Below are 17347 nucleotides of genomic sequence, written 5' to 3' on the forward strand. Positions count from 1 at the left end.
CACGGCGTGAGGCTACCCCGCCTGGCGTCAATCGGCGTCAGTTCTTCGCAACAGCGGGAGCGATCGCGAACATCGTCGGTTGACCTCAAGCGAATCTGGCGTACGACTATCGCCATGACCAGGTCGGCCAGGCCGTTCGCGTCGTTCGCGTCGTTCGCTTCGTTTGCCTCGTTCGTGCTCGCCGCGTCGATGATCTCGGCGTGTGGCGGAAGTTCGTCGTCGACGGTCGTCGAGAGCCGCGATCCGGCGCCGACAACCGGTGTGCCCTCCGCGGCGGGCAGTCCGGCCACGCAGCCTACGGGGGATGCTCCTCCCTCCTCGTCGTCGCCATCGGCGATTTCCGCGCCCGAGCGGCGCTTGAAGTGCTTGGCCAAGTACTACGTCGGCACCCCTACGAAGTCGGCCTCCGGGACCTGGTCGCTGAAGCTGCCTGACGGCACCGAGCTCGCGTGGGACGACGGGAAGACGAAGTCCTTCGACGAGGCCCTCGCGGCGCCCGACCTCGAAGATACGCTCGCCATGCCGTATCGCACCGGGCCGATCGTTCCGGTCAACACGGCAAACGACGACCCTGGCCGCATTCGGAACGACGTGCTGTTCAAGGCAACCTTCGGTGACACTGCAAAGGCCGTCGAAGCGAAGCTCGTCGCCGTGGACTTCGTCGGTCAGAGCGTGACCTTCCATACGCTCGCAGCCGCGGCGCTCGCGAGGGTCTCGACGAAGCTCGTACAGCTCATCGGGCAGACGCCGTCGCTCCGATCGTTCGTCACCGGTCCGCTCGGCGGCACCTATCTATGGCGCCCGATCGCGAACACGAATCGAATGAGCGCGCACTCGTACGGAATTGCGATCGACATCGAACCGCGGCGAGCAACTACTGGGAGTGGGAAAAGAAGCCCGACGGCTCGTTCACGTGGAAGAACTCCATTCCGCAAGCCATCGTCGATGCGTTCGAGTCCGAACGATTCATCTGGGGAGGACGCTGGGCTCACTTCGACACGATGCACTTCGAGTATCGCCCCGAGCTCTTCGACCCCGACTGCGCGCCCTGACCCTTCAAAAGTGTTTCACCGCTTCGGCGTGCCTTCATGCCAGTGAGACCCCGGTGGCCCGAGCCAGTTCATCGAGCAGGCGGGTCTGCCACTTCAAATCGTGTACCGCAGGATGTGGATCGACCCGTCGTTGGTGGTGCCAGTAGCCATTCGTGGTGCGCGCCTGGGCGGCATCGCTGGTCGCCAGCCACTCTTGGGTGACGTGTCCTAGCCGTAGGTCGTCCGGCGCATTGGGGCCGCCCATCCTCGTCGGGACCCAACCCGGATCGACCGAGTTGCTGAGAACGTCCGGCCAGAGCCGCGCGACTGTGGACGCGAGCGTGGTGACGAAGAGCTTGCTGTCGGAATAGGAACCGGTCTCGTGGTGTCCGGTCCAGTCCATCCCGTCGAGCGCCGGGCGCCCACTACGGTGCATGCCGCTGCTCAGGTAGACGAGGCGTTTGGGACGTTGGATGAGGACCGTGAGAACGTAGGGCGCGACAACATTGACCGGGAGCACGGACGGGCCGGAGTAGACGCCTGCGTTGTGGATCACGGCATCCATTGGCCCGCGAGCGTTCACTTGGCCCGCGAGCGCGCGCGTCTGCCGAAGATCGGCGAGGTCCCCGACAACGACGCTTGCGCCTCGCGCCACGAGCTCTTGCACGGCGGTGACCCGAGCCTGGCTACGGACGTGGACAACGACCTGGTGCCCTTCGGCAAGGAGTGTCTGTGCCGTGGCCCGACCTAACCCATCTGCAGAGCCAGTAACGAGTACCCGCGCCATGAGTGTGTACGATGCGCTCGATCGTGCCGAGGGACTACCCGCCGTAGGGTGAATGAGCTGTTAAGCAGCGGTTCACAATGGGGCGCGTCCGGTCGCGTTCTTGCTTGGTCCGATCGGGGTACGATTCGAACGCCGAACCCCAGGAGAGTCGTGCTTCCCAACGAAAGCGTCGCGTAGAGCCGGGAGCAAAGGAGCGTGCGACGTGGCCGGCGATCAACTCCGGGCATAGGCTGGACGGCCGTCAGCTCGGGGATCGTGGCGCTTCGCCTGGATGAATCAAGCCGTGTTTCATCCACCCAACCCGCGCGAGCCAGGTTCGTGGAGGCTCCACAGGCGATGACTCCGCCGGAAGCTGTCTGTTCTGAATCCAGCCCGTGAACCACTGCGCGGAGGACCGGAGATCGATTCGCGGTGCGCCCTGCGTCATGCGAAGGTGTTTCTTGAAGTTCGCGAGGACGTAGACGAGCGCATTTCGAACCTGACGCGGACTCGTGAGGTCGCGGCGATGGTAACGATCACCAAAGACTTTTGCGCGCGAGATTCCGAGCGCCTTCTTCACGCGTTTCGTCACGCGTGCGATGAGACTTCTGAGCCCGCGTTCGAGAGACCGCTTGTCGTCGCCCTCGACCAACGCGTGGATATGGTCGTCCTGGACCGAGAATTCCACGATGCGAAAGTCCGGCTTTCGCGTGGCTCGAATCGCCGACTCGACGGCCAGATAGACTCGCTCGTTGCGAAAGCTCGGTAGCCCCTTCGCTATACGCAGCGTCACATGCACGGGATGACGAAAGTGATGTTCCGGACGCCGCCGATGCGCCACGCACGGCCGAGCCCCCTCGCACCTCTTTCGTCCTGCGCCCTGCCGCCTGCCACCCCTACGCGGCGGCTCCGGCAATGCCAACTGCGTCCCCCTCATTCCCCAATTCCTCCTCACTCGCTCCCCTCGCGCTGCTCGAGGCTCGAGGCTCGAGGGCGTTCACTCCCTCGGCGTGGCGAGCGGTTGAACATAGGCACGCGTTGATAGAAAGCAATCCTCTCTCGATCGGATTCAAATAGGTAAGTCACGCATCCTTTGATTGGGCGCTTCACCTCGAAGCCTCATTCGAGCAGGTGACCGATCATCGGTCGCCTCGAAACGCTGGAGCGATAGCCAGATTCGAGCGGCCGAGCCTCGACGCTCGCAGCGAGCTCCGCACCCTGCTGGTCGGAGAGCTAGGGGGCGTCGTCCGCGGCGGTCATGGTGACCAAGCCCTCGATCCGCGTCGTTGAACCGTTTCTGCTCACGCACCCGGGCTGTACCCGGTCGAGGACCGACGGGATACGATGCATCCGTGAACAAGCATGGGTCAAACATCGGGGACCGGGGGAGTCGTCGTGAGTCGTGACAGGTTGCGGTCCTACGAGCCGATGTGGACCACCGAAATGGATCGCTACGGGCTTGTGGAGGTACCTTCTGGGTACCTCGTGTTCGACCTCGAGACGATGGCGCCGATGATCATCGACGATGATCGCGACGTGCTCGAAGAGGTGTTCGCAAACATGCGACGAGCCGGCGTACCGATCCTGACGCTCGACGAGTACCGCGCAAGAAGTAGAGGCGGACAACGTCGGTGAGGCCTGGTCTTTCCGGCCGGGGTGGGCGCAGAGCCTAGGGGGGGACGCCTACTTCGCGGCGTTGAGGCCGAGGCGCTCGCGGACGGGCGCACAGACCGTTTCGCAGCGGTCGGTGACGGCGGCACACGTGCTTCGTTTGGCGATGCAATCGCTGCAATCGCTCGCCTGATCGCGGAACGTGTGGTTGTCGTCGGCGAGGTCGTTGCAGCGATCGCGGCAAACATTGCGATCCAGGTTTGACTGGTAGCAGCTTCGTTGCCTATCGCAGAGTGTTCCGCAATCGATGCTGGTCTCGATATTGGTGCACGCCGGTAGGAAGGCCTCGAGCGCGAAGGGAAAGAGGGCGAAGACGGTTGCACAGAGGAAGGAGCGTTGGTTCATGGCGTTTCTTCGGCCATCCTGACCAAAACGCCTGACCGGAACATTTCCGGTTTGTGTCTTAAGTTGTCCGGCTGTGTCGAAACGTGTCCGTCACGAAAGCGGGAACTCGATGGTCGCCGTCGTCCCCCGACCGAGTTCGCTCTCGATCGTCGCGGTGCCGCCGTGGGCCTCCGCGATTCGGCGGACGAGCAGGAGGCCGAGTCCGAGGCCGCCGGTGGTTCGTGAGCGACTTCGGTCGACGCGGAAGAACGGGCGGAAAAGCTTCTGCTGATCTTCGTCGCTGATGCCGATTCCGTTGTCGATCACTCGAATGAAGACGGAGCTCTCGGAGACGTCGATATTGAGGGAGATGGCCGACGTCGGATCGGGCGTGTACTTGTGCGCGTTCTCGAGCAAATTGTCGATGGCGCGTCGGCTCTGCACCCGATCGAGATGGACGGTGAGGCCGCGCGTATTGTCGGTGACGTCGAGCGTACGTTCGGCGTGAGCGTTTCGAAAGCGGCTCACCGCTTTGGTCACGACGTCCTCGACGGCCACGTCTTCGAGGCGGAGCGGGGAGAGCCCATTGGGGGGCTGTCCGGCGTCGAGGTCCATGCGCGCGGCGGACAGGATGTCGGCGATGAGCAGTTCGAGCTCGTCCAGATCGTCGGCGATGTCGCTTCGCCAGTGCGCGCTTTCGCTGCCTGCGCTGTCGGCCAATTCGAGGGCGAAACGGATACGGGCGAGGGGAGTGCGCAGCTCGTGCGAGACGTTGGCGAGAAGCTCGCGCTCGTTGCGACGCATGCTCACGACCTGGTCGGCCATCTCGTCGAACGCGCCTGCGACCTCGCCGACCTCGTCGCGCCGGCGAAGGGCAACGCGAGCGCTCGTCTGACCGCGACCGAACGCGCGCGCTACGCGAGCCATGTGACGTAGCGGGACGGCAAGCGAGCGGCCGAGGAGAAGCGAGCCTACGGCGAAGATGACGACGAACATCAGAATGAGCCTCTCGACGATGTTCGCGAACTGGCGGCGAGCCAACTCGAGCCGGACGGGCCCATGGCCGGGCACGTCGATCTGGCGCACCATGCAGAGAGTGTGTGGACCGCGCGCGATGCCGGCTGCATCGGCGGGCGGGCAATCGGCGACGTTCGCGGATGGAATGTCGACCACGCTGGTTCCGTGAGTGTCGGTGGCGCGTACTCGCACATGCAGCTCGCTCGCCACGGAGGCGATCCGAGTCGCGGCATACTCCGCATTGTCCGCCGCCCCCTGGAGCGCCCGCTCGCTCTCGTTGGCGACGTAGCGGAGCACCGTGGTCTCGTCGAGCTCGGGATTCTGGCGGATCGCGTAGGTGATGCTCAGCGCGAACGCGGTGACGCTCAGCGCGGCCTGAAGCAAACCGACGATGTAGATCCGGAGCGTGATCGGGAGCTTCATGTTCGGGGCGGAACCAGCGTGTAGCCCACGCCGCGGATGGTCTTCAGCAGTCGAGCGTGTCTCGGATTGTCTCCGAGCTTCTGGCGGAGCCGAGAGATCCGAACGTCGACGGAACGATCGAAGGCCTCGTCGGCACTCCCGCGCACGCTCTCGATGAGGTGCTCGCGCGACAAGACGCGACCGGGACGCTCGGCGAGGACGCGAAGGAGCTCGAACTCGTACGTGGTGAGGCTCATCTCGGTGTCGTCGAGCATGACCGTGCGCGTCGCGAGATCGATGCGCAGCGGTCCGACGACGATCTCCTCCTGCGGGCGCGTCTGGCCGCGCGAGCGCCGTGCCTGCGCCCGGATGCGGGCGAGGAGCTCACGCGGAGAAAACGGCTTTGCGATGTAGTCGTCGGCGCCGGTCTCGAGACCCAACACGCGATCGACCTCTTGGCCGCGCGCCGTGACCATGATGATGGAGGTCGCGACCTTGGCGCGGAGCTGGCGGCACACCTCGAGACCGTCCATCTCGGGCAGCATCAGATCGAGAAGCACCACGTCGGGCCTCTCACGCACGCCCGCGGCGATGCCCGCCCGGGGCTCGGAGTACACGCTGACCTGGACCCCATTCGACGTGAGGTACTGCTCCGTCAGTCGTGCGAGCTTCAGATCGTCTTCGATGTAGACGACGCTGATGGATGGGCTTGCGGGCGCGACCGACGAACTCATGGCCCACCGAGAAAAGCACACGACCCTCGACGAGCTCGAATTGAAACATTTGGACACGCGCGGACGAGGTCCGTCATACGCGGCTCATCCGAGCGATCAGGGCAGCGAACGGAGGGCCACTTCTCGAATCGTTGCGCTGGCTCCGGCGTGCATCCCTACCGCCAGGTTGTGTTCCTGCTCACTGTCGAGGTTGTCGCGGGGTCTCCGCGTCCAGTCGATCTAAATGCAACTGCATTGCAATAGAATCTGTGGTTCGATATGTGCGGAGGTCGAACCAGGAGCGACACCATGCGTGACAAGATTCAGCTCGTCTCGACTGCCGGCACTGGCTATGCGTACGTGACCACCAAGAACAAGCGCACGACCCCCGACAAGATCGAGATGAAGAAGTACGATCCGATTGCACGCAAGCACGTGCTCTTCGTGGAGAAGAAGATCTCGAAGGGATGAAGCGCTGGGAGCCGTCGGCCCGCTTGGCGCTGTCGGCGGGGTGGGAGAGCCGGCCGAGGGAAGTCGGTAGTACGCTCTGGACCGACGACCCGGTCGACGCCGACGCCCTCGAAGAGCCGCACCTCAACGCCGTCGTGGTTCGCCGGCAGGGCCACGAGGCGCTCGCCGCGTATGCGCGAACGATCTCGGAGAAGGTCCCTTTCCAGGCGGAGGCGCTCGTCTCTTGCGGCGAACCAAATGGCTTCGACGGACTCGATGCCTTCGCTGCCGAACTACCGCCCGACGATGCGCGCGACGTCCTCCTTTCGGACATCGCGTTCTGGTGCGAAGTCGTGAGCTATCTGAGCGGAGCACCCGAGGTGGTCGTCCGCCTCAATCGGCTCGCTTCGCCGGTCTTTCCCGGATTCCTCGTCGACCCAGGCACCGTGCGTCTCGTGTGCACCTATGCCGGGCCGTCGAGCCAATGGCTCGAAGAACGCGATGTCGATCGCGCGCTCCTCGGCCCGCGTGGCCTCGTTCCTCCGGAGGTGATCCGGCTCGGTGCGGTCGTGCAATGTTGCTCACCGCTCGATGTCGTACTTCTCAAAGGGAGAATGTGGCCGCTCTCGAGCGGCGTCGTCTATCGCGCGCCGGCGCCGAGCGCGCCGAGGCTGTTGCTCTCGATCGAGCCCGCCTACCGCCATGAGGGGTACTCGTGAATCACGTCGTTTCCGCGACCGCGTCGGCCCGCGATTCGCGTAACGTGACTATGCCATGTACGGACAGGTCCTCTACGTCGGCGCGTCGAGTGTGCAGGAAGTCGAGGAAGCGCTCGGGCGCGTGCTTCCGGAACTCGGGATTGTGATTCTCGAGCGCGATACCCTCGAACGAGGCCGCTACCACGAGTACATCTACAACCGTTCGCGACTCGCTCTCGCGCGCGCGATAGAGCCGTTCCCCGAGGCGCCATCGATCGCCTTGTCACGCACCTCGGAGGTCAACGAGGTCGTCAACGTTTACGTGCGCGGGCCTCGCTTGCCGCTCTGGCACATCGCGCTCGCGCAGCGCCTCTCGCGCGAGCTCGGTGCGTGGGCCATGCTGCTGGTCAATGACCGACTGTTCGACGATTACGGTCGCGGCTTCTTCTTGTGCGGGCATCCGATCGAGAGTGCGTCCGTTTTCAGCGCCTCGAAGTTGCTCATGTTCCGTTTCGGGATCGATCCGCGAACTTCGGATTCGGCCGTTCGGGCCTCGTTGGACGAAGACGCCAATCGACGACGTTTCGACGAAATCACGACCGAAGTCGCGGAGCGGAACTGTGCCAGCGGTCTGTCGGACGAGCCCCGCGTGCTCTGTATTGCCGCGGCCGATGGGCGCTCTTCGTATGCGGTCGACGACGATGCGCGGCGCTCGGTGATCGAGATTCTGGACGGCACACGCGCGCGCCCGTCGCCCACGGAGTTTCCTTGGGTGGCGGTCCCCGAGACGGCTCGAACGATCGGCGTGCTGGCCGATCTCACGGAAGAAGGCAGGGCAAGCCTGGCGAAGGAGCTTGGTTCGCGAGGCTTCGCCATCGAGCCCATCGACCTCGACCCGACGTACGGCATTCGCCCCGACGGCGTGTTCGATGAAGATCCCAACCTGATGCTCACGCTCAGCGCCGACTACCGCCGCGCGGACGCCGTTCGCGACGCGATCGCCCGAGTGCCGTGCCTGGCCGCGATCGCCGAGCTCGAGGGAGGCCCGGAAGCCGTTCGCAATGGCGCCGTCGCGGCCTGGTCTCGCGCAAAGGGCGGAGCGTTTCAATCGCACGCCGGATATGGCCCCGAGATTCTCACCTCGGCGTGGTCGCTCGTCACCTCCCGCACCGATCTCCCGCCGGTCCGCTGGAGGTTTGGTCGCCCCCCGTTAGTCGTCCAAGCCGAGGCCTTCGAGGATTCGCGGAATGTTCTTCTCCACGCGGGCGGCGCGTGTCTTCGACTGCTTGGGCTGCGAGAAGTGGAAGATGTACGCGCGCTGTCGGCCGGGGGTTAGGGCGGCGAAGGCCTTTTTCAACTTGGCACTCTTGGCGAGCTTGGATTCGAACTCTTCGGGCAGCTCGAATTCCGCGGTCTTCTTGAATTCGACCTTCAGCCCGGCGCGCTCGATCGCGATGGCTTCACGGAGGTACGCCTTGATCGTCTTCGCGAGCTTGGTCACCTCGGCCACGCTCGTGAAGCGGATCTGCCGTGCCGCCTGAACGTTCTTGGTCTGCTGGATGAGGATGTCTTTGGGATCCTTCAGCAGTGCGCCCTTGTGAAAGAGGATGGCGCAATAGTCCTTGAAGCCGTGGATGAGGGCGACGTTCTTGTCGTCGAGCGCGTAGCAAGGCTGGCCCCACTTCAGCTCTTCGGTGAGGCCGCTCTCGAGAAGGAGCTCGCGAAGCTTCTCGAACTCCGCGCGCCACTTCTCCTCGCGCTTCAGGAATGCATCCACTTTGGGGTTCATCGGTCGCCTTGCGCCTCCCGCGTCGAACGACGCGAGCTCGGTTATGCCTTAGCCGGGCTGCCGAGGCGAGCTTCCCTCGCCGGTGACAAAGCTCTTCGATCCGCCTCGAACGAGCCCTCGGCGCGTGCTGTTGCCGGGGGCGTCGGGCGACTGCTATCGTCCCCGCGCGATGCTTGCGCGGCTGCTCGGCGCGTGCGCGGCGTTCTCGATGTTGGCGCTGTCGACGATCGCGAGCGGCGAGGAATCTCGAAGAGCCCTCGTTTCCCTCGAATGGACGCGCGCTCCCGGAGCGGAGACGTGCTTGTCCGAGGCAGAGCTCGTCGAAGACGTCGAAGTCACGCTGCATCGGCGGCCGTTCGCACCGCGGAATGCAGCCGACCGTCTCTTGCGTGCCTCCATCGCCAGGAGCGAGAGCGGGACCGGGTGGACGGCGCGAACGTCGCTTTCGACATCACGTGGTGAGCCTCTCGGCGCGCGCGACATCACCATCGCCGGCGAGAGCTGCGAGGAGGCGTCGGAGGCGATCGTCCTGGCCATCTCCCTCATGGTCGAGCTGCCTTTCACGACGGTAGAGCTCGAAGAGCGGCGTCGCGTCGAGGAGGCCGCTCGCTGGCATCTCCAAGGTCGTCTCGGCCCGGCGGTCGTGGTCGAGCAGACGATGAGCGCTGCAGCCGGCGCCAATTTCGGCCTCGTCCTCACGCCCGCTCGCGCTTGGCCGGTGGCGCTGGATCTCCTCGCATCCCTCCGGAGCGGGGTGAACCCAGAGTCCAGTCGCTACTGGTTTGCCAGCACGATGATCGGCCTCTCCGTGTGCCCGCTCTCCGCGAACTGGTCGAACCTCCATCTCGCGGCCTGCGCTGGCCCAGAGATCACCACCTTCACCGGCTGGGGCGGCGGCTTCGCGAGGAATCGACTGGGCCTGTCCTCTACCTTCGGCGCCTGGGTACGTTCGGATGTGACGTACGAGCTCGCGCACCGGCTCCGCCTGTTCGGCTCTTTGGGCATCGTGGCCACCCCGCAGCGTTTCGAGCTGACGTTTGCCGACGACCAAGGGGTCGACCGGAGCCTGCACCGGACGTCGTTCGTCTCCGCGACCTTCGCCCTCGGGCTCGCCGTCGAACTTTTTTGAGAATCGTCACGGGATGCCCGCACTGCTGAAGAAGCGGGGCTGCGTCGCGCACGACCGGCCGAACCCGCGTGGATGGGAGTCCTGAGGTCCGGGAATCGAAAATGATGGCAAAACCCCGACGATTTGCATCGAGCCTGGTCTCCGTGGTGACGCTCGTCCTGCTGGCAGCCTGTTCCGACGACCCCTCGAGTGCGCCTGGTGCGGATACCCCGACGAACGCCGGGACGTGCGCGGCCGGGGCGTGGGACAACGGCGGCTGCGCAGCGTGGTCGACGTGCGAGGCTGGCACCCATGTGGTCGGTGATCCTTCCGCCACGGCCGACCGGACGTGCACCGCGTGCGCGAGCGGGACCTTCAGCGCGACGAGCAATGCATCGAGCTGCACGTCCTGGACGAAGTGTGACGTCGGGAGCTACGTGTCCAAGCCCGGCACGAGCACGAGCGACCAGGAGTGTGCCCCGTGCGCCGCGGGCACGTACACGTCCGTGGCGAACCAAGCCAAGTGCGTACCGCTCGGCGAGTGCCCCGCGGGCTCGGTGCAGAAGGCGCCGGGAACCGCGACCTTGCCGCCCACCTGCACCGCGTGCGATTGGGGCAATCACTGCGCCGGTGGCCAGTCGCCGTTGGAGGCGTGCCCGAGCGGCACATGGGACCACGACATGAACCCGGCGACGGCATGCGTTCCGTGGACGGAATGCATCGCCGGCGAAGCCGTCTCCGAAGCGGGGAGCACGAAAATCAATCGGGCGTGCGCCGCGTGCACCCCTGGCAGCTTCAGCACGGCGAAGAATTCGGCGACCTGCACGCCCATGACCGACTGCGCGGTGGGGAGCTTCGTGAGCACCCCGGGGACACCGGCCTCCGATCGCAAGTGCACGCTCTGTCCGCCGGGGCAGGCGAGCACGACGCCGAACGCATCGTCCTGCCTCGCCGGTGAGCTTCGGATCGCCATCCATCGGTACCACGGTTGCGCGCGCCTCACCGACGGCACCGTGCACTGCTGGGGAGCGAACCCTTATGGAGGACTCGGTAACGGAACCACCGTCGACAGCGGGACGCCGGTCGCCGTCACCGGCCTCTCCGACGCCTTGGATGTTGGCGTCGGCCAGTATCACAGTTGCGCGGTCGTGACCGGCGGTGCGGTTCGCTGCTGGGGCGGAAACGTCGCTGGAGGGCTCGGCAACGGCACCACCGTCGACAGCACGAGTCTCGTCAGCGTTCCCGGCCTCTCTGGCGTCACGAAGATCGACGCATGCTCGCTCTCCACCTGCGCGCTTCTCGCGGACAAGAGCGTCCAGTGCTGGGGCAACGTCGGCAAAGGCATTCCGCGTGGAGACGGTACGACGACCGACGGTCTCTCGCCCGCCACCATCCCGGGCCTCACCGGCGTCACGGACATCACGATGGGCGACGCCCACGTGTGCGCGCTGCTCGGGGACGGCACCGTCCGCTGCTGGGGCGACAACAGCTTCGGTCAGCTCGGTGACGGAACGACAACGCGGCCGGCGACGACCGCGGTTGGGCCCAGCCTTACTGGCGTCGTCAGCATCTCTGCGGGGGAAGCTCGCTCCTGCGCACTGCTCGGCGACGGCACCGTCCGCTGCTGGGGGCGCAACAACTGGTACAAGCTCGGCGACGGAGTCGAGGTCTCGCCTCCGCGAACGACCCCGGTCACCGTCATCGGCCTCTCCGGCGTCGTCCAGATCTCGGCCCGGGGCGACGCTCACTCGTGCGCGCGCTTCACCGACGGCACTCTTCGCTGCTGGGGAGGGAACTACTACGGCCAGATTGGCGACGGGACGGACACGACGGGGCCGTCACCCGCCGCCGTCTCCGGCATTTCCACGGCGATCGGGGTCGCGACGGGCGCGGACATGAGCTGCGCGATTCTCGCCAACGGCACCGTCCAGTGCTGGGGCGCCTCGGAGAACGGGACCATCGGCGACGGCACGCAGCAGAGCCTGCTGCCGACGCCCATCTCGTTCTAGCGAGCGGTCGTGTGAGGCCGATGGTTCAGCAGGGCAAAACGCGGTCGACCGTCCGTCCGGCACTCCGTTGCGGGTTGCGCCGGCCGACTGCTATCGTCCTTTCTGAATGCTTGCCCGGCAGTTTTGGGCCTGCGCAGCGTTCGGGCGGTCGGCATTCGACACGCGCGTCGACACGCGCGTCGGGCTCGAATCAGGCAACGTCGATTTTTTTGCGAATCGGCCCGAGCAGACCGCACTGCTGATACGTGAGGGCAGCGCACCTTTCTTCGAGCGACTTCGGAACCGAGCCGGTCGCGGCATCCGACTCGGCGCAGCCCATGGATCCGCGGCAGCTCTTCCGTGACAACGTCGCCTTCGTCTGGCGAACGCTCCGCTACCAAGGCGTCGCCGAGCGCGACCTCGAGGACGTGAGCCAGGAAGTCTTCGTCGTCCTCTTCCGAAAACTCCCCGAGCTCGAACAAGCGAGCTCGTTTCGGGCTTGGCTCTACGGAATCTGTCTCCGCGTGGCGGTGGCCTATCGAAGGCGCGCGAGCGTTCGCCACGAAGTCCTCGTCGGCGAGGTCACCGAAGAAGCGGGGGGAGTCACGAACAGCCGCGACCCCGAGCGCCTGCACGCCCGGACCCAGCTGCTCAAGCTGCTCGGCCGGCTCGATGACGAGAAGCGCGATGTCTTCGTCCTCTACGAGCTCGAACAGCTCCCAATGGCGGAGGTCGCGGACATCGTCGGCTGTCCCCGCGCGACGGCGTACTCGCGCCTTGCCGCGGCGAAGCAGCAGCTCCTGGGAATGATCTCGAAATCTGAGAAGCCGTAGAAACGAGTGGGCTCAATGTTGGACGACGACCAGAAACTCCTCGAGACGCTGATTCAGGCCGGTCGAATGGGGCCGGGGCCGGATGCGCAGCAGGTCGAGCGGATGGAGCGACGCCTCGAGCCGGCCTTCCTCTCGGCGCAGTCGTTCGCCTCGAGCACGCCTCGGGTCCACGCTGCGAAGTGGATCTTGGCGGTCATCGGTATCGGCATCATGAGCGCAGCCTCCGATACGCGCGAGATGGTGACGGGGCGTGGCGAGCCGCAATCCGTCGCGGCGCGGGCGGAGGTCGAGCCCGTCGCAACGGCGATCGCCGCGCCCGCGGAGCCGCCGCCGAGCATCGTGGAGCCTGCGCCCGTGCCGGCGAAGGAGCCAATCGGTCCGTCCAAGGATTCGCATGTTGCGGTTGCTAAATCGATATCGGCACGGACGCCCACGAAGCTTCCTCTCGTGAACCCGCCGGCCCCCGCTGCGCCGGAGCCCGTCGCTGCGGTGGACCCGCCCGTGCCTTCGAAGGTCGATGAGCCGGCGGCGTCACCGGCGCCCGAAGCGTCTCCCAGCGCGCCGATCGCGCGTGCGCCGTCGGGAGAGTCCGAGGTGGCGTATCTCCGTCGCGCGCAGGCGTCTTTGAACATGAATCCGACCCGGGCGCTTGCCCTTGCCGACGAGCACCCGTCTCGCTTTCCCGAGGGCGTTCTCGCTCAGGAGCGTGAGGTGATCGCCATCGATGCCCTCGTCAAGTTGCGGCGGACGGCCGAGGCGCGCACGCGCGCGGGTGCCTTTCGAAGTCGCTATCCGAGCTCGGCACACCTCGCTCGCGTTCTTTCAGCTGTGGGAGACATGCCGTGAACAAGATCCGTCGATCGAGCACCGTGACCTTCGGGCTGCTCGTCCTGTCCGCCGGCGCTCTCCTCGCCGCGACCCCGACCGGATGCGCGACGAACATCCGCGTCGGCGACGAATTCGCGGACAGCGGCTCAGGGCCGAGCACCTTCGTGCCTTCCGACGCCGAGAGCGCAGAGGCTTCCACTCCGCCGTCTCTCAAGCTTTGCATCGCCACCGACTGCCCGGTGCCGTACGCGACATGCGCGGACGGTATGAGGTGCGCGACGAACCTCTCGAACGATCCGAAGAACTGCGGCGCGTGCGGAGAGGAATGCCCCGGCGATTTCAAGTACCTCAACATGACGTCCAGCTGCGTGAACGGCGCGTGCGAGCCCGCATGCCTCGACAGGTTGGTCTTCAACAAGGTCATCCACTACGCCGACTGCAACCACTCGTTCGAGGACGGCTGCGAGGTTGCAACGTCGAACGACCCGAAAAATTGCGGAGCGTGTGGCAACGAATGCGCCCCGGGCGTCTCTTGCATCGAGGGCAAGTGCGGGTGCGATCCCGGAATGGTGGACTGTGGTGGCACCTGCGTCGACGTCCGAAACAACGATTGGAACTGCGGTGCCTGTGGCAACTTCTGCCCAGACCCTACGGATGCCGAAGCGCCGCCGCCAGGCATGTACTACGGCTGCGGCGATCGCCAGTGCGGGAAACTGAAGTGCATCAGCGGCCAGATCGACCGCTACGCCAATTGTGATGGTGACATTACGAACGGCTGCGAAGTGTACGTCGGCCGGAATTACAAGAGGACCGATACGAACAATTGCGGCCTATGCGGGAACAAGTGCGCGCCCGGACAGCTCTGTTGGGATCAGGGCGGGGGCATCGCCGAGTGCGGCTGCAAGCCGAACGAAACGCTCTGCGGAAGCTTCGAGACCTCCAATCTCCGTTGTCTCGACCTGCTGAACGACGAGACCAGCTGCGGGAGTTGCTACAAGCGGTGTGACATCGCCGGGCCCAACCAGACTTCGTTGTGCAAGAAGGGAGTCTGCGAGCTCGAGTGCTTACCGGGCTGGGCCGATTGCGATCTCGATCCGTTGAACGGTTGCGAGACCAACGTCCTGAACAGCGATGCTCACTGCGGAGCGTGCGGGAACCGTTGCGATACGGAGGCCGGCCAGCCCTGTATCGAGGGTAAGTGCGCGATGAAGGAATGCGACGGAGAGGTGCCGCAATGAAGTCCGCGCTCGGAAGCTTCGAGAGCACGCGATGGCTCGTTGCCGCTTCGCTCGTAGGCCTTGCGACGCTCGGCTGCGCGCTCGCGAGTTGCGCGGGCTCGGACGAGACGAACGCCACGCCCGCGGGAAACGAGAACACCGTGCCGGAGCTCGACGCGGGAAACCAGCTCGCGCTCGACGCCGGTTGCGCCGATGCGGGGGACGGTGGCTGCGGGCCACGCGCTCGCCCGTGCGCCGAGTCGGACTTCTGCGTGGTCTCGACCGGCGTCGACCGCCTGTACACGCTGCTCGACGTGTGGGGATCGTCGGAGCGGGACGTGTGGGCCGTCGGCTCGGGAGGCACGATCATCCATTGGGACGGCGCTGCCTGGACGCGCGTGCCGATCGCCTATGGCGAGACGCTTCGAAGCGTAGGCGGAAGCGGCGTGAGCGACGTTTGGGTCGTGTCGTCGACGAGCCTCGTCCTCCATAGCTCTGGGTTCGGCACCACCGACGGCTTCGTGCGCGTGCCACCGGTTTACGAGGCCGACGCAAAGGGCGGCACGGGTGCGTATTCGCTCTCCAAGGTCTGGTCGCCTAAGCCGGGGACCGTCTACGTCGGAGGGCCTCCGCGGGCCGTTGCTCCGAATCCGAGCGATAGCCTCTGGCGCTTTCGCTTCGACGTCGCAGGCAATGACGCGTGGGAGCCCGTCTCGACGTTCTGCCGCGTGTGGCCCTGCGGGGACGTGACGGCAGTATGGGGACCGAGCGAGAGCGATCTCTGGGTGATCGGCAACGGCGGCACGGTACGTCGCTCGACAGGAACGGTCGGTGACGGCGGCGCCGAGCAGTGGAACACCCTGCAGACCACGCTGACGACCGACAACCTCCACGGCATCTGGGGAAGCCGCGCGAGCGACGTTTGGATCGTCGGCGACCGCGGGACCATCCGTCACTGGGCCGGCGACGGGAATCAGCACTTGGACATCATGCACGCGCCCACCACGGAAAACCTCCGCGCGGTATGGGGGAGCGGTCCAAGCGACGTATGGGCCGTCGGTGACGGCGGAACGATCGTGCACTGGGATGGCACGCGCTGGAGCGTGCCCACGACCACGTTGCCGGAAGGGGCGAAGCCGCGCTTGACCGGTGTCTGGGGAAGCGGTCCCGACGACGTCTGGGTCGTGGGCGAAGCCACGGCGCTGCACTTCGGAAGATCGAAGACCGTGGGCGTGACGGAGGACGGCGTACGATGAGATCGGCTCTTTCCAAGAACGTTGTCGGCTCGCTGTTCCTCGCGTCGTCGATCGCACTCGTCGGAATCGCATGTTCGGACGGCGAGGCCGAAGACAACTCCCGACCGGACGAGAGTCGCCCCGACGCATCTCTCGGGGAACGTGATGCATCCGTCGAGAAGGACGCGAGCGACCATGATGCCGATGCCGCGCCCCGCACGTGCTCCGTCGACGATGTCTGCCACACGGCGTTGCCAGCCGACTCCTTTCTTCGAGACGTCTGGAGCGCTGGCGATGGCGTGATCTGGGCAGTCGGCTTCACGCAACATGGTAACCGCGTCCCGACCGGCACCGTCTTTCGATGGGACGGCTCCACGTGGACGGTCCAGTACGAAATGGAAGCAGCTCTCTTCACCATCTGGGGAAGCAGCGCGACGGACATCTGGATTGGAGGCGAGGGCGGGCTGTTTCATGGAACCGGCGCGTCGTCCGCCGCGATCGGCTGGACGAAGGTGCGGAGCGAGCGCATCGCGTCGATCTGGGGATCGAGTGCCCACGACGTCTGGGCCGTCGGCTACTCGTGGCAGTACACGCTTCCGTACCAAGGCACGGTCCTGCACTTCACGGGCGGCGATGGATGGGACGTCGACTCCCTCACGTCACGTGCGGCGGCGTACCAGAAGGTTTGGGGCACGAGCGAAAGCGACGTTTGGCTCGCCGCGGTCGAGGACAATCAGTGTGCCGGCTGCGGGGGATCGCGCGGCTTCGTGATGCGCAGGCGACCCGATGGTGCGGGCGGCTTCACCTGGCGCGAAGACGCGATGCCCGACTTCGGCAGCGTCGGCGTCCACTCGTTCGGCAGCGTCGTCACCGGCGGCGCGTCGATCGGTGACAGTGGTGCGTCGTGGCTCTTCGGCTTCGACGCGAACCAGCACGACGCGTTCTTCCGTGGCGTGCCGAAGAACGACGGAAGCGGCAACTTCGGCTGGTCCCAGGGCACGTTCGGGACATGTCGCTACACCACGTGGGAACGGGGATGCCTGGGGCTCTGGCTCGTGCAAGCGGTTTGGGGAAAAGACCCGAACGACGTCTACATCGCGGGTGACTTCGGGCGGCTCAGGCACTGGGACGGGACGAGCTTCTCGCTCGTCAGCACGACGACCACGAAGATCCCCTTGTCGGCGTCACTGTTTGCGATGTGGGGGACGTCGAGCACCGATCTCTGGATCGTCGGCGATCGCGTCGCTCTCCACAAGGTCGCTGCTGGCCAGCACTGA

General features: G+C 65.6%; 17 protein-coding genes. 11 read left to right on the top strand and 6 right to left on the bottom strand.

All coding sequences use genetic code 11. The features are described from left to right. Positions 1–114: 114 nt before the first annotated feature. A complete protein-coding gene (locus AKJ09_RS56550; RefSeq protein ID WP_275936656.1) occupies positions 115–1098 on the top strand; it encodes a hypothetical protein in 984 nt (327 codons plus the stop codon). Here AKJ09_RS56550 and AKJ09_RS31715 read toward each other — a convergent pair. Together AKJ09_RS31715 and AKJ09_RS56365 are read right to left on the bottom strand one after the other, a co-directional pair. Beyond that, positions 1087–1818, bottom strand: coding sequence for an SDR family NAD(P)-dependent oxidoreductase (locus AKJ09_RS31715; protein WP_146651600.1), 732 nt, complete (start codon positions 1816–1818; stop codon positions 1087–1089). The genes AKJ09_RS56550 and AKJ09_RS31715 overlap by 12 nt on opposite strands. Before the next feature lie 241 nt (positions 1819–2059). Next, a complete protein-coding gene (locus AKJ09_RS56365) occupies positions 2060–2485 on the bottom strand; it encodes a hypothetical protein (RefSeq protein WP_420814262.1) in 426 nt (141 codons plus the stop codon). Between the two features lie 740 nt (positions 2486–3225). Here AKJ09_RS56365 and AKJ09_RS31725 point away from each other — a divergent pair. Next, positions 3226–3432 carry a hypothetical protein gene (locus AKJ09_RS31725; RefSeq protein WP_146651602.1) on the top strand — a complete coding sequence of 69 codons (207 nt, stop codon included), beginning with the start codon at positions 3226–3228 and terminating at the stop codon, positions 3430–3432. Between the two features lie 48 nt (positions 3433–3480). Here the strand turns inward: AKJ09_RS31725 and AKJ09_RS31730 are convergent, their stop codons facing one another. The 3 genes from AKJ09_RS31730 to AKJ09_RS31740 form a co-directional block, all read right to left on the bottom strand. Beyond that, positions 3481–3813 carry a hypothetical protein gene (locus AKJ09_RS31730; protein ID WP_146651603.1) on the bottom strand — a complete coding sequence of 111 codons (333 nt, stop codon included), beginning with the start codon at positions 3811–3813 and terminating at the stop codon, positions 3481–3483. Between the two features lie 90 nt (positions 3814–3903). Further along, positions 3904–5232, bottom strand: a complete 1329-nt coding sequence (locus AKJ09_RS31735) for a sensor histidine kinase (protein ID WP_146651604.1) — start codon at positions 5230–5232, stop codon at positions 3904–3906. Beyond that, positions 5229–5945, bottom strand: coding sequence for a response regulator (locus AKJ09_RS31740; protein WP_146651605.1), 717 nt, complete (start codon positions 5943–5945; stop codon positions 5229–5231). Before AKJ09_RS31740 ends, AKJ09_RS31735 begins: the two co-directional genes overlap by 4 nt. Before the next feature lie 288 nt (positions 5946–6233). Here AKJ09_RS31740 and rpmG point away from each other — a divergent pair, with 288 nt between their 5' ends. Together rpmG and AKJ09_RS31750 are read left to right on the top strand one after the other, a co-directional pair. Continuing rightward, positions 6234–6395, top strand: coding sequence for a 50S ribosomal protein L33 (gene rpmG, locus AKJ09_RS31745; RefSeq protein WP_146651606.1), 162 nt, complete (start codon positions 6234–6236; stop codon positions 6393–6395). Next, a complete protein-coding gene (locus AKJ09_RS31750; RefSeq protein ID WP_146651607.1) occupies positions 6392–7093 on the top strand; it encodes a DUF1826 domain-containing protein in 702 nt (233 codons plus the stop codon). The genes rpmG and AKJ09_RS31750 overlap by 4 nt, the downstream gene beginning before the upstream one ends. 1189 nt (positions 7094–8282) lie before the next feature. Here the strand turns inward: AKJ09_RS31750 and AKJ09_RS31755 are convergent. Further along, on the bottom strand, positions 8283–8861 hold the full coding sequence (locus AKJ09_RS31755; RefSeq protein WP_146651608.1) for a YdeI/OmpD-associated family protein: 579 nt from the start codon (positions 8859–8861) through the stop codon (positions 8283–8285). 169 nt (positions 8862–9030) lie between these two features. Between AKJ09_RS31755 and AKJ09_RS31760 the strand changes: the two genes are divergently transcribed. The 7 genes from AKJ09_RS31760 to AKJ09_RS53435 all read left to right on the top strand — a co-directional run bounded on the left by AKJ09_RS31760 (position 9031) and on the right by AKJ09_RS53435 (position 17347). Beyond that, the gene (locus tag AKJ09_RS31760) at positions 9031–9990 is read left to right on the top strand and encodes a hypothetical protein (protein ID WP_146651609.1); all 960 of its coding nucleotides are present in this window, start codon (positions 9031–9033) and stop codon (positions 9988–9990) included. Positions 9991–10133: 143 nt separating this feature from the next. Then, entirely contained in the window at positions 10134–11978 is a 1845-nt protein-coding gene (locus AKJ09_RS31765) for a hypothetical protein (RefSeq protein WP_169928028.1), read from the top strand. A 317-nt stretch (positions 11979–12295) separates the two neighbouring features. Next, positions 12296–12790, top strand: a complete 495-nt coding sequence (locus AKJ09_RS31770) for an RNA polymerase sigma factor (RefSeq protein ID WP_146651611.1) — start codon at positions 12296–12298, stop codon at positions 12788–12790. Between the two features lie 15 nt (positions 12791–12805). Next, positions 12806–13636: a hypothetical protein gene (locus AKJ09_RS31775; RefSeq protein WP_146651612.1), complete on the top strand. Its 831-nt coding sequence runs from the start codon at positions 12806–12808 to the stop codon at positions 13634–13636. Further along, complete coding sequence (locus tag AKJ09_RS31780; protein ID WP_146651613.1) at positions 13633–14856, top strand: hypothetical protein; 1224 nt, start codon at positions 13633–13635, stop codon at positions 14854–14856. Before AKJ09_RS31775 ends, AKJ09_RS31780 begins: the two co-directional genes overlap by 4 nt. Further along, positions 14853–16091 (top strand): sialidase family protein, encoded by a 1239-nt coding sequence (locus tag AKJ09_RS31785; RefSeq protein ID WP_146651614.1) that lies wholly within the window; start codon positions 14853–14855, stop codon positions 16089–16091. Before AKJ09_RS31780 ends, AKJ09_RS31785 begins: the two co-directional genes overlap by 4 nt. Continuing rightward, a complete protein-coding gene (locus AKJ09_RS53435; protein ID WP_169928029.1) occupies positions 16088–17347 on the top strand; it encodes a hypothetical protein in 1260 nt (419 codons plus the stop codon). Before AKJ09_RS31785 ends, AKJ09_RS53435 begins: the two co-directional genes overlap by 4 nt.

It is taken from the genome of Labilithrix luteola (genome assembly GCF_001263205.1).
Lineage (GTDB): Bacteria > Myxococcota_A > Polyangia > Polyangiales > Polyangiaceae > Labilithrix > Labilithrix luteola.

What these genes read in the sequence shown, in the direction of transcription:
- AKJ09_RS31725 (WP_146651602.1), top strand. Translation starts at nt 3,226, where the DNA reads ATGTGGACCACCGAAATGGATCGCTACGGGCTTGTGGAGGTACCTTCT.
- AKJ09_RS31735 (WP_146651604.1), bottom strand. Translation starts at nt 5,232, where the DNA reads ATGAAGCTCCCGATCACGCTCCGGATCTACATCGTCGGTTTGCTTCAG.
- AKJ09_RS31770 (WP_146651611.1), top strand. Translation starts at nt 12,296, where the DNA reads ATGGATCCGCGGCAGCTCTTCCGTGACAACGTCGCCTTCGTCTGGCGA.
- AKJ09_RS31760 (WP_146651609.1), top strand. Translation starts at nt 9,031, where the DNA reads ATGCTTGCGCGGCTGCTCGGCGCGTGCGCGGCGTTCTCGATGTTGGCG.
- AKJ09_RS53435 (WP_169928029.1), top strand. Translation starts at nt 16,088, where the DNA reads ATGAGATCGGCTCTTTCCAAGAACGTTGTCGGCTCGCTGTTCCTCGCG.
- rpmG (WP_146651606.1), top strand. Translation starts at nt 6,234, where the DNA reads ATGCGTGACAAGATTCAGCTCGTCTCGACTGCCGGCACTGGCTATGCG.
- AKJ09_RS31755 (WP_146651608.1), bottom strand. Translation starts at nt 8,861, where the DNA reads ATGAACCCCAAAGTGGATGCATTCCTGAAGCGCGAGGAGAAGTGGCGC.
- AKJ09_RS31730 (WP_146651603.1), bottom strand. Translation starts at nt 3,813, where the DNA reads ATGAACCAACGCTCCTTCCTCTGTGCAACCGTCTTCGCCCTCTTTCCC.
- AKJ09_RS31750 (WP_146651607.1), top strand. Translation starts at nt 6,392, where the DNA reads ATGAAGCGCTGGGAGCCGTCGGCCCGCTTGGCGCTGTCGGCGGGGTGG.
- AKJ09_RS56550 (WP_275936656.1), top strand. Translation starts at nt 115, where the DNA reads ATGACCAGGTCGGCCAGGCCGTTCGCGTCGTTCGCGTCGTTCGCTTCG.
- AKJ09_RS31715 (WP_146651600.1), bottom strand. Translation starts at nt 1,818, where the DNA reads ATGGCGCGGGTACTCGTTACTGGCTCTGCAGATGGGTTAGGTCGGGCC.
- AKJ09_RS31740 (WP_146651605.1), bottom strand. Translation starts at nt 5,945, where the DNA reads ATGAGTTCGTCGGTCGCGCCCGCAAGCCCATCCATCAGCGTCGTCTAC.
- AKJ09_RS31785 (WP_146651614.1), top strand. Translation starts at nt 14,853, where the DNA reads ATGAAGTCCGCGCTCGGAAGCTTCGAGAGCACGCGATGGCTCGTTGCC.
- AKJ09_RS31775 (WP_146651612.1), top strand. Translation starts at nt 12,806, where the DNA reads ATGTTGGACGACGACCAGAAACTCCTCGAGACGCTGATTCAGGCCGGT.